The organism is Streptomyces sp. NPDC091377, from assembly GCF_044757045.1.
GTDB lineage: Bacteria > Actinomycetota > Actinomycetes > Streptomycetales > Streptomycetaceae > Streptomyces.
Map to the genome: position 1 here is coordinate 297461 of NZ_JBIVUE010000006.1, position 23494 is coordinate 320954.

19 protein-coding genes are annotated in these 23494 nt (G+C 72.6%); 12 read left to right on the plus strand and 7 right to left on the minus strand.

Annotated elements, in window-relative coordinates; all coding sequences use genetic code 11:
• Positions 1–31 precede the first annotated feature (31 nt).
• From ACIQNG_RS16115 to ACIQNG_RS16125, 3 genes are read right to left on the minus strand one after another with little or no spacing between them, the layout of a single operon-like run.
• A complete protein-coding gene (locus ACIQNG_RS16115) occupies positions 32–823 on the minus strand; it encodes an energy-coupling factor ABC transporter ATP-binding protein (RefSeq protein WP_401485710.1) in 792 nt (263 codons plus the stop codon).
• Positions 799–1560: a cobalt ECF transporter T component CbiQ gene (gene cbiQ / locus ACIQNG_RS16120; RefSeq protein ID WP_401485482.1), complete on the minus strand. Its 762-nt coding sequence runs from the start codon at positions 1558–1560 to the stop codon at positions 799–801. Before cbiQ ends, ACIQNG_RS16115 begins: the two co-directional genes overlap by 25 nt.
• 4 nt (positions 1561–1564) lie before the next feature.
• Entirely contained in the window at positions 1565–2623 is a 1059-nt protein-coding gene (locus ACIQNG_RS16125; protein WP_401434173.1) for an energy-coupling factor ABC transporter permease, read from the minus strand.
• Between the two features lie 179 nt (positions 2624–2802).
• On the opposite strand from ACIQNG_RS16125, the gene ACIQNG_RS16130 reads away from it, so the two are divergent.
• Entirely contained in the window at positions 2803–3171 is a 369-nt protein-coding gene (locus tag ACIQNG_RS16130; protein ID WP_401485484.1) for an SsgA family sporulation/cell division regulator, read from the plus strand.
• A gap of 112 nt (positions 3172–3283) precedes the next feature.
• Here ACIQNG_RS16130 and ACIQNG_RS16135 read toward each other — a convergent pair whose 3' ends face one another.
• From ACIQNG_RS16135 to ACIQNG_RS16150, 4 genes are all read right to left on the minus strand, one after another.
• Positions 3284–4954, minus strand: a complete 1671-nt coding sequence (locus tag ACIQNG_RS16135; protein ID WP_401434179.1) for a penicillin-binding transpeptidase domain-containing protein — start codon at positions 4952–4954, stop codon at positions 3284–3286.
• Between the two features lie 161 nt (positions 4955–5115).
• Complete coding sequence (locus tag ACIQNG_RS16140) at positions 5116–6720, minus strand: penicillin-binding transpeptidase domain-containing protein (protein WP_401434181.1); 1605 nt, start codon at positions 6718–6720, stop codon at positions 5116–5118.
• Between the two features lie 320 nt (positions 6721–7040).
• Entirely contained in the window at positions 7041–7265 is a 225-nt protein-coding gene (locus ACIQNG_RS16145) for a hypothetical protein (RefSeq protein ID WP_401485487.1), read from the minus strand.
• Positions 7266–7404: 139 nt separating this feature from the next.
• A complete protein-coding gene (locus ACIQNG_RS16150; RefSeq protein WP_401485489.1) occupies positions 7405–9147 on the minus strand; it encodes a dolichyl-phosphate-mannose--protein mannosyltransferase in 1743 nt (580 codons plus the stop codon).
• Between the two features lie 184 nt (positions 9148–9331).
• Here ACIQNG_RS16150 and rsmI point away from each other — a divergent pair, with 184 nt between their 5' ends.
• The 11 genes from rsmI to ACIQNG_RS16205 all read left to right on the plus strand — a co-directional run bounded on the left by rsmI (position 9332) and on the right by ACIQNG_RS16205 (position 23388).
• A complete protein-coding gene (rsmI, locus tag ACIQNG_RS16155; protein WP_401434190.1) occupies positions 9332–10177 on the plus strand; it encodes a 16S rRNA (cytidine(1402)-2'-O)-methyltransferase in 846 nt (281 codons plus the stop codon).
• A gap of 233 nt (positions 10178–10410) precedes the next feature.
• Positions 10411–10854: a hypothetical protein gene (locus ACIQNG_RS16160; RefSeq protein WP_401485492.1), complete on the plus strand. Its 444-nt coding sequence runs from the start codon at positions 10411–10413 to the stop codon at positions 10852–10854.
• 50 nt (positions 10855–10904) lie between these two features.
• On the plus strand, positions 10905–11849 hold the full coding sequence (locus tag ACIQNG_RS16165; RefSeq protein WP_401485494.1) for a TatD family hydrolase: 945 nt from the start codon (positions 10905–10907) through the stop codon (positions 11847–11849).
• Between the two features lie 110 nt (positions 11850–11959).
• Positions 11960–13450 (plus strand): ubiquitin-like domain-containing protein, encoded by a 1491-nt coding sequence (locus ACIQNG_RS16170; RefSeq protein ID WP_401485497.1) that lies wholly within the window; start codon positions 11960–11962, stop codon positions 13448–13450.
• 18 nt (positions 13451–13468) lie between these two features.
• A complete protein-coding gene (gene rsmA / locus ACIQNG_RS16175; RefSeq protein ID WP_401485499.1) occupies positions 13469–14362 on the plus strand; it encodes a 16S rRNA (adenine(1518)-N(6)/adenine(1519)-N(6))-dimethyltransferase RsmA in 894 nt (297 codons plus the stop codon).
• 114 nt (positions 14363–14476) lie between these two features.
• A complete protein-coding gene (locus ACIQNG_RS16180; RefSeq protein WP_401434205.1) occupies positions 14477–15364 on the plus strand; it encodes a 4-(cytidine 5'-diphospho)-2-C-methyl-D-erythritol kinase in 888 nt (295 codons plus the stop codon).
• Between the two features lie 149 nt (positions 15365–15513).
• Positions 15514–17328 carry an ABC-F family ATP-binding cassette domain-containing protein gene (locus ACIQNG_RS16185; RefSeq protein ID WP_401485501.1) on the plus strand — a complete coding sequence of 605 codons (1815 nt, stop codon included), beginning with the start codon at positions 15514–15516 and terminating at the stop codon, positions 17326–17328.
• 256 nt (positions 17329–17584) lie between these two features.
• Complete coding sequence (locus ACIQNG_RS16190) at positions 17585–19519, plus strand: PQQ-binding-like beta-propeller repeat protein (RefSeq protein ID WP_401485503.1); 1935 nt, start codon at positions 17585–17587, stop codon at positions 19517–19519.
• A gap of 79 nt (positions 19520–19598) precedes the next feature.
• Positions 19599–21461 (plus strand): PQQ-binding-like beta-propeller repeat protein, encoded by a 1863-nt coding sequence (locus ACIQNG_RS16195; protein ID WP_401485505.1) that lies wholly within the window; start codon positions 19599–19601, stop codon positions 21459–21461.
• 339 nt (positions 21462–21800) lie between these two features.
• Positions 21801–22490, plus strand: coding sequence for a LuxR C-terminal-related transcriptional regulator (locus tag ACIQNG_RS16200; RefSeq protein WP_401434215.1), 690 nt, complete (start codon positions 21801–21803; stop codon positions 22488–22490).
• Between the two features lie 58 nt (positions 22491–22548).
• Positions 22549–23388, plus strand: coding sequence for a hypothetical protein (locus tag ACIQNG_RS16205; protein WP_401485507.1), 840 nt, complete (start codon positions 22549–22551; stop codon positions 23386–23388).
• The last annotated feature ends 106 nt before the right edge of the window (positions 23389–23494 follow it).

Here is a 23494-nt window from a genome sequence, read left to right on the forward strand (position 1 = left end):
ACCGGCCCGGATTCCTCCGACGCCCGACGCCCTACGTCCCCGCCGCCACCGACCTCGGGTCGAAGCCGTACGGCAGCTCCAGCCGGTGCGCCCGCATCAGCGCCTCGTCGACGAGCAGCGCGCCGGTCCGGCCGTCCGCCGCGATCACCCCCTCGCTGAGGATCAGGGAGCGCGGGCACAGCTCCAGCGCGTACGGCAGATCATGCGTGACCATCAGGACCGTCACGTCCAACGAGCGCAGAATGTCGGCCAGTTCGCGCCGCGAGGCCGGGTCGAGGTTGGAGGACGGCTCGTCCAGGACGAGGATCTCCGGCTCCATCGCCAGCACGGTCGCCACCGCCACCCGCCGCCGCTGCCCGAAGGAGAGATGATGCGGCGGACGGTCCCTGAACTCCGCCATCCCCACCCGCTCCAGCGCCCGCTCCACCCGCGCCTCCAGCTCCGCGCCCCTCAGCCCGGCCGCCGCAGGACCGAACGCCACGTCCTCCCGCACACTCGGCATGAACAGCTGATCGTCCGGGTCCTGGAAGACGATCCCCACCCGCCGCCTGATCTCCGCCATGTGCTCCCGGCCCACCGCCAGCCCCGCCACCCGCACCGAGCCCGTCCCGCCGCCCAGGATGCCGTTGAGATGCAGCACCAGCGTGGTCTTGCCCGCGCCGTTCGGACCGAGCAGCGCGACCCGCTCCCCACGCCCGATCCGGAAGTCCACCCCGAACAGCGCCTGATGCCCGTCGGGATAGGCGAAGGCGAGACCGGTCACCTCCAGGGACGCCGGCACCGCATCGGTCACTTCGCTCACAGGGACCACCCCAGCAGACAGACGGCGAGTGCCGTGACGGGCAGGGCGAGCGCGTACGACCACTGCGCCCGCGAGGCGCTCACCTCGTCGATCACCGGCATCGACCCGGTGTACCCCCGGCTGATCATCGCCAGATGCACCCGCTCCCCGCGCTCGTAGGAACGGATGAACAACGCGCCCGCCGACTTCGCCAGCACCCCCCAGTGCCGCACGCCCCGCGCCTCGAACCCCCGGGACTCCCGGGCGATCCGCATCCGCCGCATCTCGTCGGTGACGACATCGCCGTACCGGATCATGAAGGAGGCGATCTGCACCAGCAGCGGGGGCAGCCGGAGCCGCTGGAGACCGAGCAGCAGCGCGCGCAACTCGGTCGTGGAGGCCAGCAGCACGGACGCGGCGACCCCCAGCGTCCCCTTGGCCAGCACATTGAACGCGCCCCACAGCCCGCTCACGCTCAGCGACATGCCCAGCACCGCCACCCGCTCGCCCTCCGCCACGAACGGCAGCAGGACGGCGAACGCCACGAACGGCACCTCGATCAGCAGCCGCCGGAGCAGGAACCCGGCCGGTACCCGCGCGAGGGCGGCGACCGCGGCCAGCAGCAGCGCGTACACCCCGAACGCCCACATCGCCTCGCGCGGGGTGGCCACCACGACCACCACGAACGCGAACACGGCCGTCAGCTTGGTGTGCGGCGGCAGCCGGTGCACGGGCGAGTGCCCGGACCGGTAGAGCCGGTGCGCGTGCCCCGCGCCCATGACGTCAGGGCTGTCCGGCGGGGCCGGCCGGCGTCGTGGACCCGTCCTCCGCCCTACGGCGCCTGCGCACCGCCCAGAAGATCCCGCTGCCCGCGACGACGGTCGCGCCCACGCCGATCACGCCCGCGAGCCCGCCGGAGAGCCGGGCGTCGGCCACGTCCCGGACGCCGTAGTCGGCGAGCGGCGAACCGGCGTTGGCGTGCTCCTCGGCGGAGTCCGCGAACCCCTTGTCCTCGGCGACCTTCTCCAGCCCGTCGGGACTGGCGGAGGCGTAGAAGCTGACACCGCCGGCCAGTACGAGCGACGTGACCAGTCCGCCGACCCAGAACGTGCGGCGGGAGGCGCGGGGGGCCGGGACCCGCGCCGCCGCCGGGGCGTCGACCAGTTCGCCGTCGACCCGCAGCTTCAGCGGCTGCCGCAGGTCACGGGCGCCGTGCACGAGATCCGGCCGTACGGCGACCACCGCGCCGACCGTCAGCGCGGTGATCACGGCCTCGCCGACGCCGATGAGGACATGGACGCCGCCCATCGCCGTGGTGACCTTGGCGAGGGAGACGTCCGTGGTGCCGCCGACCGCGTAGAAGCCGACGAAGGCCAGCGCCGCCGCCGGCACCGACACCAGCGCCGAGACGAACGCCGCGGCGGTCACCGAACGGCGTCCCCCCGGCAGCACCGCGGCCAGGACGCGGAAGACGACGTACGCCACCACGACCCCCACCACCGACATGTCCACGATGTTCACGCCGAGCGCGGTCAGCCCGCCGTCCGCGAACAGGACGGCCTGCATCAGCAGCACGACGGAGATACAGAGCACCCCGGTGTACGGGCCGACGAGGATCGCCGCCAGCGCACCGCCGAGCAGATGGCCGCTGGTGCCCGCGGCGACGGGGAAGTTCAGCATCTGTACGGCGAAGACGAACGCCGCGACCAGCCCGGCGAGCGGTGCGGTCCGCTCGTCCAGCTCCCGCCGGGCACCGCGCAGGCTCACCGCCACGGCGCCCGCGGCGACGACGCCGGCCACCGCGGAGGTGGGGGCGTCGATGAAACCGTCGGGTACGTGCACCGGTCGATGATGGGGCCAGTTGCAAACCCTGTGCAAGAGCGCGGGAGTGTCGGGGAGGTCTCCGCGCCACGGGCCGAGGGCGCCGCCGCCGAGGGGCGGAAACGGGAGAATGTGCGACATTGGGTAGGGGGTGGGACGTACCGGATCCATACAGGTCACGCTGGGTAAGGGGCCGTCCGATGTCCGCAGTCGAGCAGTACGCACGAGCCCACATCGTCACGGACGCCGAGATCCCGGACGAGACCGACGACATACCGGTCGTCCTGCGCTACGACCCCGATCTCGACCCGCGCTCCGTACGGATCGGCCTGCCCGGCTCCCACGCCCACGGCTCCCACGAGTGGACGTTCTCCCGCACCCTGCTGGAACAGGGGCTGCGGGCGCCCGTCGGCACCGAGGAGGTCAGGGTGTGGCCGTGCGGCCGGGTACAGGCCGTGGTCGAGTTCCACTCCGACCACGGGGTGTCCGTCGTGCAGTTCGACTCCAGGACGCTGATGCGCTTCCTGCGCCGTACGTACCTGGCGGCGGAAACCCCCGTCACCCAATAGACGGGGGGACCGGTCGGGACGGGTTCCCTGTCACCCGGTGGACGGGGAACGGGACCGGTCAGGACGGGTTCCCCGTCACCCAATGGACGGGGAGACCGGTCGGGCCGGTTGATCAGCCGCCCTGTTTCAGCAGCGCCGCCACCAGCGGGCCCGCCGTCTTGCCGCCGTGGCCGCCCTGGAGCACCACACCGGCCGCCGCGAGATCGCCCCGGTACGCCGTGAACCAGCCGTTGGGCTTCTTCTGGCCGTCGACCTCCGCCGAGCCGGTCTTCGCGCCGATGTCGCCGCCCACCCCGGCCATCGCCTCCGCCGCCGTACCGGCCGTCGCCGTGTACTGCATCAGCTCCCGCAGATCACCGGCCGTCCCGGTCGACATCGTGCGCGAGGCCGTGGCCAGCTTGCGGTCGTCGACCGACGGGGCCACCAGATAGGGCTGGTGGAAGACGCCCTCCTTCACGGTCGCCGCCACCGACGCCATGTTCAGCGGGTTCATCCGCACCCCGCCCTGACCGATCAGCGACGCCCCCATCTGCGCGTCGGACTGCACCGGCACCGCCCCGTCGAAGGTGGGCACGCCCACGGCCCAGTCGTTCCGCCCCAGACCGAACACCTGCTGGGTCTGCTTGGTCAGATCGTCGTCCTTCAGCTTCGGCGCCTGACTGATGAAGGCCGTGTTGCAGGACCGGGCGAAACTCGTCCTGAACGTGCCGTCCTTGATCTGGAACTTGTCGAGGTTCTGGAACTTCCAGTTGCCGTAGGTGAAGTACTTCGGGCACGGATGCTTCCGGTCCACCGCCGCCAGCCCCTTGTCCAGCAGCAGCGAGGCGGTGACGACCTTCATCGTGGAACCCGGGGCGAGACTGCCCTGGAACGCGGTGTTGAAGCCGGGGCTCTGATTGGCGAAGGCCAGGATCTCGCCGGTCGACGGCCGCAGGACGACGACGGAGGACCGCGCCTTCTTCGCCACCTGCTCCTCCGCGGCGGCCTGGAGCGCCGGGTCCAGCGTCGTCCGCACCGTGCCCGGAGAGCCCTCGCTCAGCTCCACCAGCGTCTTGTCGGAGACGTCCTTCTTCTTGGACTCCTTGCCCCGCACCACCCGCAACTCGACGCCCGCCGAGCCGCCGGCCTGCTTGCCGTACTTCTCCCGCAGCCCGTCCAGCACCGGCCCCAGCGACGGATACTCCTTCGCCGTCACCTTCTCGCCCTCCCGGTCCAGCGCCTCGACCGGCGGGGTGCCCGCCGCCCCCGTCACCAGGGTGTCGCCGTCCTTCAGCTCCGGGTGCACCACCGCCGAGTGCCAGTCGACCAGCGGCTCACCGTCGGAGGCCCGGCGGACGACCGTCAGTGAGCTGGTGTACGACACGGGCTCGGTCAGCTCGCCGTGGGCGATGGTGCCCTTCACGGTGAACGGCACCTTGTCGCCCTGGCGCGCGCCCGCGGTGAACGTGGCGTCCTTGATACGGGCGTCCTTGGTGTACGCGGTGAGCAGCGTCCTCGCGGCGGTCGCGTCGTTGGTGGCGGCGGCGGCCTGCGGTGCCCGGCCCTGCTGCCAGGCGGTCAGGAAGGACTGCGCGGCGGTGGTCACCTCGGTCGCGGACAGCGGGCCGGTCTTCACGGACTTGGCCTTCGTCCGCGCGCCCGACCCCGTGCCGTCCTCGGCCGCCGCACCGCCGTAGAGGGCGTAGACACCGAGGCCCGCGCCGCCCACGACCACGGCGATCATCCCGCCGACGACGGCCGGCCTCGTCTTGCGCCGCTCTCCGGCGCGCCTTCTGTTGCCCACGCTGTTCCTGACCTCCGGGCGTTGCCTGTGCGTGTGCCTGTGGCACGGTGCCGCGTTGTGTGTCGGCCTTGCTCTGCCAACGAGTCCACCACCTTAGAGTCCCGTGCTGTGCGGGTGACTTGGGTGGTCATTCGGGTGCGGGTGAGGAGGGGCGTGCCCTGTCAGCCCGCCTTCAGTACCGACGCCACGATCGGGCCCGCCGCCTCGCCACCCCGGCCGCCGGACTCGGACATCGCGGCTGCCGCCACATCGCCCCGGTAGCCGGTGAACCAGCTGTTGGCCGACTTCTGGCCGTCCACCTCCGCGGAGCCGGTCTTCGCCCCGATGTCGCCGGTCACCCCGGACATGGCCGTGGCGGCCGAGCCGGTGGTGGCGGTGCGGTTCATCATGGAGCGGAGCTGGCTGACGGTGCCGGCCGACAGGCCCTTCGCCTTGGCCAGTTCACGGTCGTCGAGGCTCGGGGAGACCAGGACGGGCTGGCGGAAGGTGCCGGTCGCCGCGGTCGCCGTCACCGACGCCATGTTCAGCGGGCTCATCTGGATCTTGCCCTGCCCGATCAGATTGGCGGCCTTGTCGGGGCCCTCGGTCGCCGGGATCGCGCCGTCGAAGGACGGGACGCCGACCTTCCAGTTGTCCTTGCCCAGGCCGAACCGGTCCTCCGCCTCCTTCGTGAGCGCGTCCGCCTTGATGTCGTCGGTGTACTTGATGAAACCGGTGTTGCAGGAACGGGAGAACGTGTCGGCCAGGTCCGCGCCCTCATCGGCCTTCAGCCCGGGGAGGTTCCCGAAGGTCTGGCCCTCCCACATCGCCGAGTCCGGACAGGGCGCAGGACCGGTCTCCGTCGTCACGCCGTTGTCGATGAGCATGGCCGCGGTCACGATCTTCATCGTGGAACCGGGCGCCACCCGGCCGAGGAACGCGGCGTTGAAGCCGTCCTTGCGGTTGTTGGCGACGGCCAGCACCTCGCCGCTGCTCGGCTGTACGGCGACGACGCTGGACTCGTCGTACTCCTTCACCGCCTTCTCGGCGGCGGCCTGCACCTTTGCTGACAGCGTTGTCGACAAGGTGCCCGGCTCGCCCTCGGAGAGCGCCAGCAGCGGGGTGTCGGGGGCGTCGCTCGTGGTGTGCCGGACGGAGAGTTCGACGCCGGGCCTGCCGCCCACCTTCTCGCCGTACTTGACGCGCAGTTCGTCCAGCATCGGGCCCAGCGACGGGTACTTCTTCTTGCTCAGGACCTTGCCGTTCCGGTCCACCGCCTCGATCTGCGGGGTCGCCGACTCCTCGGTGACCAGGGTGTCCCCCTCCTGCTTCAGTTCGGGGTGCACCACCGACGGCTTCCAGTCGACCAGCGCCTTGCCGCTGGTCTTGCCGCGTACGACGGTCAGGGTGCTGTCGTAGGCGAGCGGCTTGCTCTTCCCGCCGTGCGTCACCTTCGCCTTCACGGAGAAGGGCACGGTCGCGCCCTTCGCGGGGCCCGGCGTGATCCGCACGTCGGTGATCTTCGCGTCCCGCCCGTAGCTCGTGAGGACGGGCGCGGCCACCGGCTCGTTGTCGGTGTGGCCGGCGGCCTTCGCGCCGTCGCCCTGCTCCCAGGCGGTGAAGAACTCCGTCGACGTGTCCTTGACCTCGTCCGCGCTGGGTGGCCCGGTCTTCACGGGATCGTCGCCACCCAGCCCGGGCACCAGGTGATAGGCCCCGTACCCGGCGGCGCCCACCATTCCGGCGAACACCGTCCCGACGACGGCCCCTTTGACTCCCTTGCGCATGACGCGGAACCTCCCCGTTCCCCATGTCCCCGTTCACTGGAGAACCGCCCTCCCCGCGTCAGCTGAACGCGTTCAGAAAGGCGGCCCTGCCGAAACTCTAGGTGCGGGGGGAGGGAGTTGTGACGGCTGTTTCCGGATGGTGGCAGAACAGAGACACGGAACCGGCGCATAGAGCATCTTTCCGGCGGGCGGCGCGGAGTGAGGGCCGGTCAGCGGCGTACGGGGCCGGTCGGCGGCGTACGGGGCCGGTCGGCGGCGTACGGGGCCGGTCGGCGGGGTGAGGGCCCCTCAGCGGGTCGGTCAGGCGGGGTGAGGGTCGGTCAGTCCGCGTCCGGCAGCGGCTTCCACGTCGACGGGCCCGGCGTCCGCCCCGCGGGCGGATAGTCGCAGTCGATGCTCCCGATCTCCCGGTCCCCGTCGCCCGCGTCGACCACCGCCACCCCCGTGCACACCCGGCCGTGCTCATCGGTCCAGGTCACCGCCTCGGTCCGGTCCGCGCACCCCGCCAGTGCCAGCACCCCCACGACCACCGCTCCCACGGTCACAGCCCTACGACGTACCCTCATCGCCACCCCCGTCGGCCCGGCCCCGTATCCGGAGCATCCAAGCACCTTGATACCGCCGGGAGTCGAACGTCCGGCCACGGGGCGGTCACAGCCCTGTCCGCATCCGGACGGGCCGGGCTCACACCCAGGTGTCCAGCCACATCCGGGCTCTCCAGTCGTCGATGGGGATCGCCTGACCGGTGTAGATCGGCCAGAAGTAGATGAAGTTCCAGACGACGAGCAGGACGAGGACCCCCGTGCCCGTCGCCCCCGCCACCCGCCGGGTGTCCGAGGAGCCCGGTGGGCCGGTCAGGGCCCCGATCAGCATCGCCACCGCGAGGCAGACGAAGGGGATGAAGACGACGGCGTAGAAGAGGAAGATCGTCCGCTCCTGGTACATGAACCAGGGCACATAGCCGGCCGCGACGGCGCAGGCGATCGCGCCCGCGCGCCAGTCCCGGCGGAAGAGCCAGCGCCACAGCACATACGCCAGGGCGAAGCAGCCCACCCACCACAGCATCGGCGTGCCGAGCGCCAGCACCTCGCGGGCGCACTTCTGGCCCGCGTCCGCCGCGCAGCCGTCCACACCGCGCTCGGGGGACTCGTAGAAGTACGAGACCGGACGCCCGAGGACCATCCAGCTCCACGGGTTCGACTGGTAGGTGTGCGGGGAGTCCAGGCCGACGTGGAACTCGTAGACCTGGGACTCGTAGTGCCACAGGCTGCGCGCCCAGTCCGGGAACAGCCAGGACCACGAACTGCCCTTGCCGTCGGTGGCGGCCCAGTTGCGGTAGTAGCCGCCGGTGCCGTCCGTCGGGGAGAGGATCCACGGGATCCAGGAGGCGACATAGGTGACGATCATCACCGGGAGGGTGGCGACGAAGGCGAGCCCGAGGTCGTACTTGACGACCGCCCGGTAGGGGTGACGGGCGCCCGCCACCTTGCGCGAACCCACGTCCCACAGGACCGTCATCAGACCGAACGCGGCGGCCACGTACAGACCGTTCCACTTGGTGCCGACCGCCAGGCCCAGCATCAGCCCCGCCGTCCACCGCCACGGCCGCAGCCCCAGCCGGAGGGTGTCGGCGACGTGCGCGTCCGGCCGGACCCGGCCGTCCGCGTCCGCCGACAGCGCGGCGGCCAGCCGCTCGCGTGCCCTGTCCCGGTCGACCACCAGACACCCGAAGGCCGCGACGACGAAGAACATCAGCACACCGTCCAGCAGCGCCGTACGGCTCATCACGAAGTGCAGCCCGTCCACCGCGAGCAGCGCGCCCGCCAGACAGCCGAGGAACGTGGAGCGCAGCAGACGGCGGCCGATCCGGCAGATCAGCAGGACGGACAGCGTGCCCAGCAGCGCCGTCATGAACCGCCAGCCGAACGGATCGAACCCGAAGACCAGCTCACCGAGGCCGATGAGGTACTTCCCGACCGGCGGATGGACCACATAGGCCGCGTCCGTCGGGATCGGCACGTCCCCGCCGGTCTTCAGGATCAGCTCATTGACGTTCTTGTCCCAGTTGACCTCGAAGCCCCGGTGGACGAGCGCCCACGCGTCCTTCGCGTAGTACGTCTCGTCGAATATCACGTCCTTCGGATTGCCGAGGTTCCAGAACCGCAGCACCCCCGCGAACGCCGTGACCAGCAGCGGGCCGATCCAGCCCAGCCGGCGCGTGATCCGCGCGGCCGTGTCGTGGGGCACACCCATCGCCGCCCACAGCCGCGGGCTGGGCTCCGCGTACGGCGGCACCAGCCGCTCCCGGACATCGCCGCGCGGGCCGGCCGTGTGGCCGAACCGGCGCAGCCGCTGCTGCCACGCCGGCCGCTGGTCGGGCGGGGCCTGGTCATGCCGGGTGTCCGTGGAGGACGCGGTACTGGTCACCGCGCCATCGTAGGGAACAGCTCTGTGGGAGTCCCGCGCATGGGTGGATTGTCGGTTCCGCGGGGCGTGCCGGGGCGTACCGGGGCGGGCGCGGGGCGAGCCCGCGGCGTGCCGAGGCGGGGACCGGGGGACGGGGGACCGGGGGACGGGGACCGGGGCCCCGGTGGGCTGGGAGGATGGGGGGGTGACTGGAACCCTTGTCTTGGCGGGCACCCCGATCGGCGACATCGCGGACGCGCCGCCCCGGCTCGTCTCCGAGCTGACCGACGCCGATGTGATCGCCGCCGAGGACACCCGGCGGCTGCGCCGGCTGACCCAGGCGCTCGGGGTGACACCCCGGGGGCGCGTGGTGTCGTACTTCGAGGGCAACGAGGCGGCGCGCACGCCGGAGCTGGTCGAGGAGCTGACCGGGGGCGCGCGGGTGCTGCTGGTCACCGACGCCGGGATGCCGTCCGTGTCCGACCCGGGATACCGGCTGGTCGCCGCGGCCGTCGAACGGGACGTCCGGGTGACCGCGGTGCCGGGGCCGTCCGCCGTGCTCACCGCGCTCGCGCTGTCCGGGCTGCCGGTGGACCGCTTCTGCTTCGAGGGGTTCCTGCCGCGCAAGAGCGGCGAGCGGCTGTCCCGGCTGCGGGAGGTCGCCGACGAACGGCGCACCCTCGTCTACTTCGAGGCCCCGCACCGGCTGGACGCCACCCTGACGGCGATGGCCGAGGTGTTCGGCGCCGAGCGCCGGGCCGCGGTGTGCCGGGAGCTGACCAAGACGTACGAGGAAGTCCGGCGGGGTCCGCTGGACGAGCTGGCGCGCTGGGCCGCGGAGGGCGTGCGCGGGGAGATCACCGTGGTGGTCGAGGGCGCCCCCGAGCGGGTCGAGGAGGTCGACGCGGCGGAGCTGGTGCGCAGGGTGCGGGTGCGGGAGGAGGCGGGGGAGCGGCGCAAGGAGGCGATCGCCTCGGTGGCGGTGGAGGTGGGGGTGCCCAAGCGGGTGGTGTTCGACGCGGTGGTCGCCGCGAAGCGGGAGGCTCCGTAGCAGGGGCAGGCTTCGTAGCAGCGGGAGGTTTGGGAGGCTCCTTAGGGGGCTGTCCGCGGTCCTGTCTCCAACGTTCGGTAAAGCGGAGGGCTCGGTTCCGGGGGGTTTGGCAAGGGCCGCCCAAGTCGGGGCCAACTCTGTACAGGACGCGTGCGCGCGGGCTCTCGGAGGCGTTCTCTGGAGGGGCTGGGGGATGAACCGTCCCACTGTCCAGCGGACCTTCAGGAGCTGGCATGAGCGAGATCGCAGGGCACACCGGCCTCCGCGGCGCGGCGGGCGCCGTCGTCCACGAGTCCTACTCCTTCGCCTGCATGAGATGCGGGGACGGCTGGGAGCAGTCGTACGAGATAGAGCACCACACGGACGCCAACGGCCGCGAGTTCGTGCTGTACGTCGCACAGGGCCGCGTCGTGCCGTCCCCGCTGAGCCGGCCGTCCTGCGCGAACTGCGGCGCGCACATCGTGCGGATCATGGCGGCCGGCCGGGTGTCGGGCGTCCGTGACGCCGCCCGGCGCGGCAGCACCCGCGACCGTGCCCGTGACCGTGCCGGTGACAGCGCCGCACCGCTGCCCGGTACGGCCGACGCGGCAGCCGAGGCCGCGGTCACACCTCGGCGCGGGCACCATCACTGGCACCTCTCCGACCTGCTCCACCCCTTCCAGCGCCGGGCCAGCTGAGGGCCCGACACCAGAGCGGGGCGCGGAAGGCGTTTCCGTAGGATCGAGGCATGTCCTCGAACGACTCAGGGTCCACCGGCTCCCGTTCCACCGGCTCGGGCGCCGGCGCCTCCGGGGCCTCCGGCGCCTCCGGCAAGAACGCCGCTCCGCCGCTGCCCGAGCCCCTGCGGGTGCCGGTCGCCGACTCGCACACCCATCTCGACATGCAGTCCGGCACCGTGCCGGAGGCCCTCGCCAAGGCCGCGTCCGTCGGCGTCACCACCGTCGTCCAGGTCGGCTGCGACGTGAACGGCTCCCGCTGGGCGGCCCGGACCGCCGCGGAGTACGACGCCGTCCACGCGGCCGTCGCCCTCCACCCGAACGAGGCGCCGCGCATCGTCCACGGCGACCCCGACGGCTGGTCCCGGCAGGGCGCCCGGCACCCCGGCGGGGACGCGGCACTGGACGACGCGCTCGCCGAGATCGACCGGCTGGCCGCGCTGCCGCAGGTCAAGGCGGTCGGCGAGACCGGCCTCGACCACTACCGCACCGGACCCGGGGGCAAGGCCGCCCAGGAGCGCTCGTTCCGCGCGCACATCGAGATCGCCAAACGGCACGGCAAGGCCCTCGTCATCCACGACCGCGACGCCCACGCCGATGTGCTGCGGGTGCTGAAGGAGGAGGGCGCCCCCGAGCGGACCGTCTTCCACTGCTACTCCGGCGACGCCGAGATGGCCGGGATCTGCGCCCGCGCGGGCTACCACCTGTCCTTCGCGGGCAACGTCACCTTCAAGAACGCCCAGCACCTGCGGGACGCGCTCGCCGTGACCCCGCTGGAGCTGGTCCTGGTCGAGACCGACGCGCCTTTCCTCACCCCGGCGCCCTTCCGCGGCCGGCCCAACGCGCCCTACCTCGTCCCGGTCACCGTGCGCGCGATGGCCGCCGTACGGGGTATCGACGAGGACACCCTGGCCACCGCCCTCGCCGCCAACACCGCACGCGCCTTCGACTACTGACGCCCACCGAGCGTAGTCGCGTCGCTTTGGAGAGTGACGGACGCTCCGCTAGGTTTTTGGGGCCCGATCCGGAGCACCTCTGGACCCCCTGGCCCCTGGAGCGTGTCGGCGTGAGCAGCCCTCAGTACGCGACGACGCCGTACGACGAGCACGAGACGATCCCGTACGGGTACCAGCCCTACGGATACCAGCCGTACCAGCCGTACCAGCCCTACGGACATCAGCCCTACGGGTACCAGCCGTACCAGCCGTACCAGCCGTACGCGCACCCGGCGTACGAGTCCCAGCCCTACCCGACCCAGCCGTACCCGACCCAGCCCTACCCCTACGCGTACGAGGCATACGAGGCGTACGGCTTCGACGCGTCGCCCGCCTCGGACGGGACCACGGTCGTGCTGCCCCGGCAGACGGCGGAGGACGAGGCCGGGGCCGGGGCCGGGGCTCCCGAGGAGGAGCAGGGCCTCGCCGAAGGGGCACGGGGGCGTCGGGCGCACGGCGGCGAGCGGGTCGACGGCGCCGTACGGCGGCTGCTGCCGAGGGCGCTGATCGTGGCGTTCCTGGCCGGCGGCACCACCGCGTTCGTCGCCCAGGACAAGGCCGTGGAACTGACCGTCGACGGCCGGCCGCGCACCCTGCACACCTTCGCCGACGACGTGACCGGACTGCTCGCCGACGAAGGGGTGGCGGTGGGCGCCCACGACGTCGTGTCCCCCGCGCCCGGCACCGAGCTGACCAGCGGCGACGAGATCGAGGTGCGGTACGGGCGCCCCCTGCGGCTCACCCTCGACGGCGACCCGCGCGAGGTGTGGACGACCGCCAGGACCGTGGACGAGGCGCTGCGGCAACTCGGCGTACGCGTGGAGGGCGCCTATCTGTCCACCGCGGGCTCCCGCCCCATCGGGCGGGCGGGGCTCCCCCTGGAGGTACGCACCGAACGCTCCCTCACGGTCATGGCCGACGGCCGCGCCCGCACCGTCCGCACCAACGCGGCGACCGTCCGCGAGGCCCTCGCCGCCGCCGGGGTCACCCTGCGCGGCGAGGACACCACCTCCGTCGCGCCCGGCAGCTTCCCGAGGGACGGGCAGACGGTCACCGTGCTGCGTATCACCGGCTCCCGGGAGACCCACGAGGAGGCGATCCCCTTCGCGGTGCGGCGCGTCGAGGACCCGGCGCTGTTCAAGGGCACCGAGGTCATCGAGGACGCCGGGGCGCCGGGGCTGCGGCGGATCACGTACGCCCTGCGCAGCGTCAACGGGGTCGCGCAGCGACCGCGGCGGATCGACGCCGAGGTGGTGCGCCGGCCGCGGACCCGGGTGGTGCGGGTGGGGACCCGGCCGATGCCGGTCTCCGTGCGCGGCGCCGACCGGCTGAACTGGCAGGGCCTCGCCCTGTGCGAGTCCGGCGGCCGGGCCGACGCCACCGACCCCTCCGGCACGTACGGCGGCCTCTACCAGTTCGACACCCGCACCTGGCAGAGCCTCGGCGGCACCGGCCGCCCCCAGGAGGCCCCCGCCGCCGAACAGACCCTCCGCGCGAAGAAGCTGTACGTGCAGCGGGGGGCGAGCCCCTGGCCGCACTGCGGGGCACGGCTGCGCGGCTGAGGCCCGTACCCTGGTGCGGTGAGCAGCACCACCCCCGAAACCCCCGACGCCCTGCTGGGCCCCGCCGACGTCCGTGAACTGGCGGCGGCGCTCGGCGTACGGCCCACCAAGCAGCGCGGCCAGAACTTCGTGATCGACGCGAACACGGTCCGCCGTATCGTCCGCACCGCCGAGGTCCGGCCCGAGGACGTGGTCGTGGAGGTGGGGCCGGGCCTCGGCTCGCTGACGCTCGCGCTCCTCGAAGTGGCCGAGCGGGTCACGGCCGTCGAGATCGACGACGTGCTCGCCGCCGCGCTGCCCGCCACCGTGGCGGCCCGGATGCCGCAGCGGGCGGACCGGTTCACGCTGGTGCACTCCGACGCGATGCGGGTCACCGAACTGCCGGGACCCGCGCCCACGGCACTGGTCGCGAACCTCCCCTACAACGTCGCCGTGCCCGTACTGCTGCACATGCTCGACACCTTCCCCGGCATCGAGCGCACGCTCGTCATGGTGCAGGCCGAGGTCGCCGACCGGCTGGCGGCGCCCCCGGGCTCCAAGGTGTACGGGGTGCCCTCGGTGAAGGCGAACTGGTACGCCGACGTCAAGCGGGCCGGCTCGATCGGCCGCACCGTCTTCTGGCCCGCGCCGAACGTCGACAGCGGACTGGTCTCCCTGACCCGGCGCACCGAGCCGGTCGCGACGACGGCCACGAAGGCCGAGGTGTTCGCGGTCGTGGACGCGGCGTTCGCCCAGCGCCGCAAGACCCTGCGGGCCGCGCTGTCCGGCTGGGCCGGGTCCGCCCCGGCGGCCGAGGCGGCACTGGTCGCGGCCGGGGTCTCACCGCAGGCCCGCGGGGAGGCGCTGACGGTGGAGGAGTTCGCGCGGATCGCCGAGCACAAGCGGGTCGCCGAGCACACGAAGCCCAGGTAGTCCCTGGCCCCGAACACGGGCCCAAGGTCCCCCGAAGACGGGCCGAAGTCCCCGAACACGGGCCGAAGTCCCCGAACACGGGCCGAACAGGAAGACCACGAGGAGTCCAGCCCAGTGAGTGTGACGGTACGCGTCCCCGCCAAGGTCAATGTGCAGCTCGGCGTGGGCGCCGCCCGCCCCGACGGCTTCCACGACCTGGCCAATGTCTTCCTCGCCGTCGGCCTCCACGACGAGATCACCGTCACCCCGGCCGACGCCCTGCGGGTGACCTGCGAGGGCCCGGACGCCGACCAGGTCCCCCTGGACCGTACGAACCTCGCCGCGCGGGCGGCGATCGCGCTGGCCGAGCGCTACGGCCGTACGCCCGACGTCCATGTCCACATCGCCAAGGACATCCCGGTCGCCGGGGGCATGGCGGGCGGCAGCGCGGACGGCGCGGGCGCGCTGCTCGCCTGCGACGCGCTGTGGGGGACCGGCGCCTCACGGGCGGAACTCCTCGACATCTGCGCCGAGCTGGGCAGCGACGTACCGTTCAGCCTCGTCGGCGAGGCCGCGCTCGGCACCGGCCGGGGCGAGAAGCTGACCCCCCTGGAGGTCGGCGGCACCTTCCACTGGGTCTTCGCGATGGCCGACCGGGGGCTGTCCACCCCGGCCGTCTTCCGCGAGTTCGACCGCCTCGCCGAGGGCCGCGACCTTCCCGAGCCGGTGGCCTCCCGGCCCCTCCTCGACGCCCTGGCCAAGGGCGACCCGGACGCGCTCGCCGCCACCGTCACCAACGACCTCCAGCCCGCCGCGCTCTCCCTCTTCCCGGAACTGGCCGACACCCTCGCCGCGGGCCGCGCCGCCGGCGCCCTGACCGCCCTGGTCTCCGGCTCCGGCCCCACCACGGCCTTCCTGGTCCGCGACCCCGGGTCCGCGGCGAAGGTGGCCCGGGCCCTGCCGGGAACCTGCCGCACCGTCCGCACGACGACAGCACCGGCGCGGGGGGCGACGGTGCTGTGAGCCCGGGGTCACCAAGAGCACCCCGTCACCAAGAGCGCACCGTCACCAAGAGCGCACCGTCACAAAGAGTGATCACCGCCTCGCGCGCCGCGCCCCGCGCCCCAGGGCCTACGCTTGAAGGCTGACCGTCCCCGCGCAGCAGGAGAGTAATGGCCGTCAACCTGGTCAATGTCGAGAACGCCACCAAGGTGTACGGCACCCGTGCCCTGCTGGACGGGGTCTCGCTCGGTGTGTCCGAGGGGGACCGGATCGGGGTCGTCGGGCGGAACGGGGACGGCAAGACGACACTCGTCCGCCTGCTGGCCAAGCTGGAGGAGGCCGACTCCGGCCGGGTCACCCACTCCGGCGGGCTGCGGCTCGGCGTGCTCACCCAGCACGACTCGCTCGACCCGTCCGCCACCGTGCGCCACGAGGTCATCGGCGACATGGCCGACCACGAGTGGGCGGGCGACGCCAAGGTGCGGGACGTGCTCACGGGCCTGTTCGGGGGGCTCGACCTGCCCGGCTTCCCCAAGGGGCTGGACACCGTCATCGGACCGCTCTCCGGCGGCGAGCGCCGGCGCATCGCCCTGGCCAAGCTGCTCATCGAGGAACAGGACCTGATCGTCCTGGACGAGCCGACCAACCACCTCGACGTCGAGGGCATCGCCTGGCTCGCCGCCCATCTGCGCGAGCGCCGCTCCGCGCTGGTCTGCGTCACCCACGACCGCTGGTTCCTCGACCAGGTCTGCACCCGCATGTGGGACGTCCAGCGCGGCACGGTCCACGAGTACGAGGGCGGCTACTCCGACTACGTCTTCGCCCGCGCCGAGCGCGAGCGCATCGCCGCCACCGAGGAGGTCAAGCGGCAGAACCTGGTCCGCAAGGAACTCGCCTGGCTGCGCCGGGGCGCCCCGGCCCGCACCTCCAAGCCGCGCTTCCGCGTGGAGGCCGCCAACGAGCTGATCAAGGACGTACCGCCGCCGCGCGACAGCAGCGAGCTGATGCGGTTCGCCTCCTCACGGCTCGGCAAGACCGTCTTCGACCTGGAGGACATCACCGTCCAGGCCGGACCCAAGGTGCTGCTCAAGCACGTCACCTGGCAGCTCGGCCCCGGCGACCGCATCGGCCTGGTCGGGGTGAACGGCGCGGGCAAGACCTCCCTGCTGCGCGCCCTCGCCGACGCCGCCCGCAGCGAGGGCGAGACCCAGCCCGCCGCCGGACGCATCGCCGTCGGCAGGACCGTCAAGCTGGCCTACCTCTCCCAGGAGGTCGCCGAACTCGACCCCGCCCTGCGGGTCCTGGAGGCCGTGCAGCAGGTGCGCGAGCGCGTCGACCTCGGCAAGGGCCGCGAGATGACCGCCGGACAGCTCTGCGAGACCTTCGGCTTCAGCAAGGAGAAGCAGTGGACGCCCCTGGGCGACCTCAGCGGCGGTGAGCGCCGCCGCCTCCAACTGCTGCGGCTGCTCATGGACGAACCCAATGTGCTCTTCCTGGACGAGCCCACCAACGACCTCGACATCGAGACGCTGACCCAGCTGGAGGATGTCCTCGACGGCTGGCCCGGCTCGATGATCGTGATCTCGCACGACCGGTTCTTCGTCGAGCGCACCACCGACCGGGTCTTCGCCCTCCTCGGTGACGGCACCCTGCGGATGCTGCCGCGCGGTATCGACGAGTACCTGGAGCGGCGCCGGCGCATGGAGGAGACCGCCGCTGCCGCCACCCCGGCCGCGCCCGCCCGCCCCGCCTCGGACAAGCCCGAGAAGAGCGCCGCCGACCAGCGCGCCGCCAAGAAGGAACTCCAGAAGATCGAGCGGCAGCTCGACAAGGTCTCCGAGAAGGAGACCGGGCTCCACGACCGGATCGCCGCGAACGCGACCGACTTCGCGAAGGTGGCCGAACTCGACGCCGAGCTGCGCGCGTTGGCCGGTGAGCGGGAGGAGCTGGAGATGCGGTGGCTGGAGCTGGCCGAGGACGCGTAGGGGTCGGGCGAAAGAATCACGCCGCGTCGGCAGGCTCCGTGAAGGGGGCGTGAAGGCGCGTAACGGGGCTATCACGGCCCGGTGCTCCCTTGGGAACAGGGGCGGTCCCGGGCCGTTGTGCTGCCCTGTCCGGGTGATAGAAAGAGCCGTCTGAGAACCGTCTGAGACAGTCTGAGAGCGCAACTGGGTCCTGCGGACACCCGACGGACACCCAGGGGGCGTGGCTAAAAATCAGTGAACTAGGGGGATCACGCTGATGGCTCAGCCGCCCGATCAGTCACCGCCGCAGGGCGGGTTCGGAGCACCGCAGGACCAGCCGCCGCAGGGTCAACAGCCGCAGCCGCAGCCGCAGGGACCGCCAGGACAGCAGCAGCCGCCGCCGCAGAGCGGAGGTTTCGGCCCGCCCCAGCCGCCCGCCGGGCCGCCGCAGGCCCCGCCGCCGCCCCAGACCCCGCCGGGAGGGTCGCCTGCACCGTCGGGACCGCCGCCGAGCGGCCCGTACGGCACCCCGCCCGCGACCGGCCCGTACGCCGCGCCGCCCGCCCAGGGACAGCCCGGCCCGTACGGCCCACCGCAGCAGCCCGGCCCGTACGGCGCCCAGCCCGGTCACGGCTATGGCTACGGCTACCCGCAGCAGGCCCCCTACCCCGGGCAGCCCGGCGCCCCCGGCCACCCCGCCGCCCCCGGCCACCCCGCCGCTCCCGGCTACCCCGGTTACCCCGGCGCGCCCGTCCCGCCCCCCGGCGGCTCCGGTTCGCGCAGCCCTTTCAAGGGCAAGCCCGCGGTGATCATCGGCGCGGCGGTGGCCGTGCTGCTGGTCGTCGGCGGCACCGTCTTCGCCGTCACCCGCGGCGACGAGGGCAAGGACAGGAAGCCGGTCGCGGAGAAGACCGACGACGCCAAGCCGTCCGCGTCCGGCACCCCGGTCAACCCGGGTGACGGCAGCGGTGACGGCGGCGCCGACCCGGACGACCTCAACGAGGGCCGCCGGCCGGGCGAGTCCCGGGTGCTCTGGTACAAGGAGGCGCCCGACGCCCCCGCCGACGGCGCCGACGCCCCGGGCATGTGGATCACCGACAAGACGGCGGTGAAGGCGGCGTACAAGCAGGTCTTCGCCTACGGCGTCGGTGACGGCACCCCCGCCTGGGACCCGATCTCCTTCCCGAACCCGATCTGCGCGACCACCCCCGAGCAGTCCGAGGCGGGCAAGATCGTCGTCGCGTACATGAGCGGCACCAGCGACCGCGCCAAGTGCAACCAGCTCCAGCAGATCGACCTGGCCACCGGCGAGCGCGGCTGGAAGGCCGAACTGGGCGAGGGCGCCCTCTTCGACAGCACCCTCACCGCCGAGCTGTCCGTCGCCGGAGACACCCTGATGGTGGGCCGCTCGCAGTCCGGCACGGCGTACGACATCAACACCGGCAAGAAGCTGTTCGACAAGAAGAAGTACGACGACTCCTGCTTCCCGGCCGCCTTCGCGGGCGGCGGCGGACGGCTGATCCAGGTGGCCTCCTGCGGCGCGGCCACGGACGACGAGCACGAGGAGATGCAGGAGCTGGACCCGCGCACCGGCAAGGTCCGGTGGACGCAGAAGTACGAGAAGGGCTGGCGGGTCACCCGCGCCTACTCCCTGAACCCGCTGGTCGTCTACAGCACCAACGAGGACAAGAAGCAGTGGGACATCGCGATGATGGCCGACAACGGGGAGCTGAGCGCCCGGGTCGCCTTCGACGAGGACTTCGCGCCCGAGTGCGGCTGGGGAGTGCTCCAGCGTGATCTGACGGGCTGCCACGGCGTCGCCGCCGACACGGACACCCTCTACCTGCCGACCGAGGCGACCTCCGGGGCCAACGAGGTCGTCGCGATCAACCTCTCCGACGGCAAGGAGAAGTGGCGCGTCAAGTCCCCGGCGGACGAGGCGATGCTGCCGCTGCGCGTCGAGGACGGCAAGCTGATCGCCTACGTCCAGGCGTCGTACGACGCGGGCGGCCGGGTCGTCTCCGTCCCGACCTCGGGCACCGACCCGAAGCCGACCACGCTGCTCCAGAACCCGCAAGGCGCGGCGAGTGTCGAGGACGGGTTCTTCTCCCGTGACCTCGCCTGGGTGGACGGCCGGCTGTATCTCTCCACGACCCGGCTCACCGGCAACGACGAGGCCAAGGAGAAGCTGATGCTGGCCTACGGCAAGTAGCCCCGGCCCGCCCCGGACCCGACCCGCCGCCTTCCTCCCGTTCCGTCCCTGGACGTCCGATGCACCGAGGTTCTCCGTCATGACCCAGCCGCCGCCTCCGCCGCCCCACCAGCCCCCGCAGGGGGGAGGGTTCGGGCCACCCGCCGACCAGCCGCAGCAGCCCCAGCCCGCACAGGCACCCCAGCCCCCGGCCCAGGCACCCCACACACCCCAGCCGCCCCCGGGCTACGGCTACCCGCAGGCGGGCCCGCCGCCGCAGCCGCCGCAGCAGCCGGCCGGCTACGGATATCCGGCCCAGCCGCCGAACCCGTACGCCCAGCAGCAGCCGGGCGCCCACCCGCAGCCGAACAACCCGTACGGCGCCGCCCCGCAGAACCCTTACGGCGCCGCCCCGCAGAACCCGTACGGCGCCCAGCAGCCGCCGCCCGGTTACGGCTATCCGCAGGCCACCGTGCCGATGCAGGCGCAGGCTGGTGGGGGCTCCGGCGGGAAGAAGATCAACGCGCAGGTGGCGATCATCGTCTCCGCGGTGGTCGCGATCGCTCTGATCGTCGGCGGCGGTGTCTGGTACGCCTCCTCCGACGACGGCGCGAAGGACGACACCGCCACCTCCGGCGACAAGAACGGCGGTGACAAGGACAAGAACGGCGGGGACGGCGCGCAGGGCGACGAGGGCGCCGCCCCGAAGGGCAGCGAGCGGGTGCCCGCCGACACCGCGGCCGGGGTGCTGTTCCAGATCCCGGCGCCGCCGGTCAAGGACGAGCAGATCCACAGCGTGGCCGGCTCCTGGCTGACCGACTCGGTCTACGCCAAGAGCGGCGTCAACCAGGTCACCGGCTACGACCCCGACACCGGCGGCACGAAGTGGACGCTGCCGCTCACCGGCCAGACCTGCGGCTACGCCCGTCAGATCACCGGGGACGGCACCACGGTGGTGCTGTCGGAGGCCGCCAAGCGCAACGCGAAGGGCGAGCACGAGCCCTGCACGCAGATCACCGCGTTCAACGTCGACAGCGGCAAGAAGCTGTGGAGCAAGAGCGTCACCGTCAGCGACGCCGAGGTGGCGTTCGCCGAGGCCACCATCTCCGGCGGCACGGTCGCGGTCGGTGGCGGCTACTCGGGCGGCGCGGCCTTCGACGTGACCACCGGCAAGGTGCTCTGGCAGCCCAAGGTCAGCAATTGCACGGATGTCGGCTACGCGGGCGGCGCGCGGCTCGTCGCCGTCCACAAGTGCGGTGACTACGGCAACGAGAAGTACGAGGTCCAGCTGATCGACCCGAAGACCGGGTCGGTGAAGTGGGGCTACAAGGTGCCCGACGGGCTGGAGAACATCAAGGTGATCTCCACCCAGCCGGTGGTCTTCGGTGTGGACTCCGCGGACATCACCGCCTCGGGCGCCTCGGACGTCTTCTCCCTCGACGACAGCGGCAAGCTGCTGTACAAGATCCCGCTGGAGGACGGCGAGTACAACCACCGCTGCGAGATCGCCCGTACCGACGGCTGCGGCGGGATCGTGGTCGGCAACGGCAAGCTGTACGTGCCGACCAAGGAGCACGACGGCGGCGCGGACTCCAGGATGACCAACGAGATCGTCGCGTTCTCGCTGGAGACCGGGAAGTCCACCGGCGACCGCATCGACGCAGGTGACCGGTACACGGTCTTCCCGCTGCGGATGGACGGCGGCGACCTCGTCGCGTACAAGGAGGGGCCGTACGACAAGGGCGATCAGATCGTCTCCGTGAACGGCGGCTCGCTGAAGCAGACCACCCTGCTGGAGACACCGGGCACCCGGGATGTGCGGGACGCGATCAGCAGGATGGTGCCGCGTTCGGCGGAGGCGCTGTACACCGACGGGCGGCTGTTCCTCGGCAAGAACCTGGTCAGCAAGCCGTACACCAAGGGGGAAGAGGTGTACACGGCGCTGGGATTCGGGGCGAAGTAGCGGCGTGCGGGGGGCCGTCGGCGGCGCGCGGCCGGCGTACGGCCCCCGTGCGTGCCCCAAGACACCGCCGCCCGTACGGCACCGCGCCCGCGGCCCCGTCCCTGTTCAGGGCGGGGCCGCGGGCGCGGTGGCGCCACCCCCCTCGAACTCGGGGGATTTCGGCGATCCGGGGGCGGATCTCTCCGGTTGGGGGCGCGCGATGTCGAACAAGCGTGTAGCTTCCGGGGGCATGAGGAGCGGGGGTGCCGGAGGCCCGAGGGAACGGGTTCTCGCCGCGGGGAGCGATGCTGACCCGTAGTGGGCATCCATGGGGGGACTGGGGGGACTGGGGGGTTCTCGATGGGAGTGCGGCTGATGGTGGTCGATGACCACCGACTGCTGGCCGAGGCGCTGGCCTCGGCGTTGAAGCTGCGCGGGCACCGGGTGCTCGCGGCGGCGGCGCCGACGGCGGGCGTGGCGGAACTGGTGATCGCGCGGGCGCCGGAGGTGTGTCTGCTGGGCACGGCGACGCCTGCCGAACCGGGCGCGTTCGACCCGGTGGCGAGGATCAAGCGGGAGCGTCCGCAGGTCGCGGTGCTGGTGCTGGGGCCGGTGCCGAGTCCGCGCGGGATCGCGGCGGCGTTCGCGGCCGGCGCGTCCGGCTATGTCCGGCACGACGAACGGATAGAGGGCGTCGAGCGCGCCATCATCAAGGCCCGCGCGGGCGAGGTGGCCATCGCGCCGGGCCTTCTCCAGGGCGCGTTCAGCGATCTCCTCAACCCGGCCGCCCAGCCCGACGACGAGGGCCAGCGGCTGCTGCGGATGCTCACCCCGCGCGAGGTCGAGGTCCTGGTCCGGGTCGCCGACGGCGAGGACACCCGCGTCATCGCCGCCGGCATGGGCATCGCCCCCTCCACCGCCCGCACCCACGTCCAGCGCGTCCTCATGAAACTGAGCGTCGGCTCCCGCCTGGAAGCAGCCGCCCTCGCGGCCCGGACGGGCCTCCTGGACCGAGCGGGTCCGATCCGGCCCGGCCCGGGCCACGGATAACCTTGGCTGACACCAGGTCAGTCAGCCTGTCCGGCGAAGAAAGTGAACCGCGCAGAACGTGAACAGTTCCGGCATACGCCACTCCCGTCCCCACTCCCGTCCCCGGCCCCGTCGCCACCCCCGTCTCCGTGCCGTCACCCCCGCGGTCGCCGCCCTCGTCTCCCTGGCCCTGCTCACCGCCTGCGGTGGGTCCGGCGACGGGAACGACGGGAACGACGGGAAGGGCGGGAAGGAAGGGAAGGCGGACGGGGGCTCGCAGGGTTCCGGGGCCGCCGCCGAGGGTGTGCAGCCGCTCACCGCGGCCGAGCTGGAGAAGGCGGCCCTGAAGGCGGCGGACCTGCCCGGGTACCAAGTGGCGGAGGCGCCCGACTCCGACATCTCCGCGGCCGAGGCGGCGAAGGTCGACGAGAAGGACTGCCTGCAACTGGGGCGCGCGGTGGCCGGGACGACGGCGGGGGCCGCCGACGCGGCCGTGCACCGCCGGGTCACGGGCGGCGCGGGCGGCGGCGAGGGCTCCGAGGAAGCCTCGACGGACATCAACACCGGCATGGTCACCCTCGCCTCCTACCAGAGCGCGGACGACGCCGCCGAGACGCTGAAGTCCCTCGGCGACGCGGTCACCGCGTGCAAGGGCGGCTTCGAGTGGACGGTGGGCGGCGAGAAGCTGACCGCCAGCAAGGTCACCGAGGACACCGCGCCCAAGGGCGGCGAGGACGCGGTGGCGTTCACCGCCTTCACCAAGATCGAGGGCGCCGAGGCCCCCTGGAAGGCGGTCGTGTTCCGCCAGGGCGCGACCCTCGCCCACTTCACGCTGGTCAACGCGGCGGCCATCGAGTCCGGCAAGGACTTCCCCTTCCCCGCCGACCTCGTCACCGCCCAGGCGGACAAGCTGACCTGACCCACCCACCCGGTCACCACCCACCCGGTCATTTCCTGCCCGTTCATCGGTCGCCCGGTCATCGGCCGGCCGTTCATCGCCCCCCGCCCCGGAGGAAGCACCTTCT

Excerpts from the sequence above, each read along its gene's own strand:
- ACIQNG_RS16185 (WP_401485501.1), top strand. The coding sequence starts at position 15,514 with ATGGCCGTCAACCTGGTCAATGTCGAGAACGCCACCAAGGTGTACGGC.
- ACIQNG_RS16165 (WP_401485494.1), top strand. The coding sequence starts at position 10,905 with ATGTCCTCGAACGACTCAGGGTCCACCGGCTCCCGTTCCACCGGCTCG.
- ACIQNG_RS16195 (WP_401485505.1), top strand. The coding sequence starts at position 19,599 with ATGACCCAGCCGCCGCCTCCGCCGCCCCACCAGCCCCCGCAGGGGGGA.
- ACIQNG_RS16200 (WP_401434215.1), top strand. The coding sequence starts at position 21,801 with ATGGGAGTGCGGCTGATGGTGGTCGATGACCACCGACTGCTGGCCGAG.
- ACIQNG_RS16130 (WP_401485484.1), top strand. The coding sequence starts at position 2,803 with ATGTCCGCAGTCGAGCAGTACGCACGAGCCCACATCGTCACGGACGCC.
- ACIQNG_RS16190 (WP_401485503.1), top strand. The coding sequence starts at position 17,585 with ATGGCTCAGCCGCCCGATCAGTCACCGCCGCAGGGCGGGTTCGGAGCA.
- ACIQNG_RS16160 (WP_401485492.1), top strand. The coding sequence starts at position 10,411 with ATGAGCGAGATCGCAGGGCACACCGGCCTCCGCGGCGCGGCGGGCGCC.
- cbiQ (WP_401485482.1), bottom strand. The coding sequence starts at position 1,560 with ATGGGCGCGGGGCACGCGCACCGGCTCTACCGGTCCGGGCACTCGCCC.
- ACIQNG_RS16140 (WP_401434181.1), bottom strand. The coding sequence starts at position 6,720 with ATGCGCAAGGGAGTCAAAGGGGCCGTCGTCGGGACGGTGTTCGCCGGA.